Origin of the sequence: Streptomyces sp. NPDC058955, from assembly GCF_042741435.1 — a bacterium.
Lineage (GTDB): Bacteria > Actinomycetota > Actinomycetes > Streptomycetales > Streptomycetaceae > Streptomyces.
On the sequence record NZ_JBHYKM010000024.1, the window covers coordinates 30,311 to 30,925 of the forward strand.

General features: G+C 76.4%; 1 protein-coding gene. It reads right to left on the minus strand.

Annotation, left to right across the window (positions count from 1 at the left end; translation table 11 throughout):
- Positions 1 to 126: 126 nt before the first annotated feature.
- Positions 127 to 519: a hypothetical protein gene (locus tag ACFW1I_RS12445; protein ID WP_384669160.1), complete on the minus strand. Its 393-nt coding sequence runs from the start codon at positions 517 to 519 to the stop codon at positions 127 to 129.
- Between the last annotated feature and the right edge of the window lie 96 nt (positions 520 to 615).

Consider the following 615-nt stretch of genomic DNA (forward strand, 5'->3'; position numbering starts at 1 on the left):
CCTCCCGGGCGCCCCCCCCCCGAGCGTGCCACCCCCCCCCCCCGCGCGCCCTCTCCCCCGGCGCGCGGGGGGGGGGGCCCCGCGGGGGGGGGGGGCGCGGGGCGCCCCCCCCCATACCACATCCGCTCAGGCGGTCCGGATGGCCCGGTCGATCTCCGCACCCGTGCGGGCGACGACCGTCGGAGTGCCGTCCGTCAGGACGTCCGGCAGCTGGTTCCGGGCCTCGTCGGCCTGGAGCACGACGGGCCCGCCCGGGATGACGAGCACGGCGTCCAGGCGCCGCAGGAGGTCGGCCAGGAGGTCCATGACCCCGCCGCCGCCGAAGCGGTTGAAGGTGATGCCGTCCGGGGGGTTGAGGTACACGTCCGCCTCCTGCCCGTCCGCCGTCCGCACCGACAGGACGTCCGCACCGGGGTCCCGGCCCGCCACGAAGGGGTCGAGGACCTCGCGGGCGACGGCCATGTCCAGCGGGACCGTCTCTCCGTTCTCGAACCGCATCACGAAGATGTCGTAACTCACGTCTCTCCCGACGGAAGGAACACGGGGCCGGCACCCCCCGCGACACCCCGGGGGCCCGCGCCGCCGGGCCGGGGGTGTTGGGGGAGTGTATAAGAA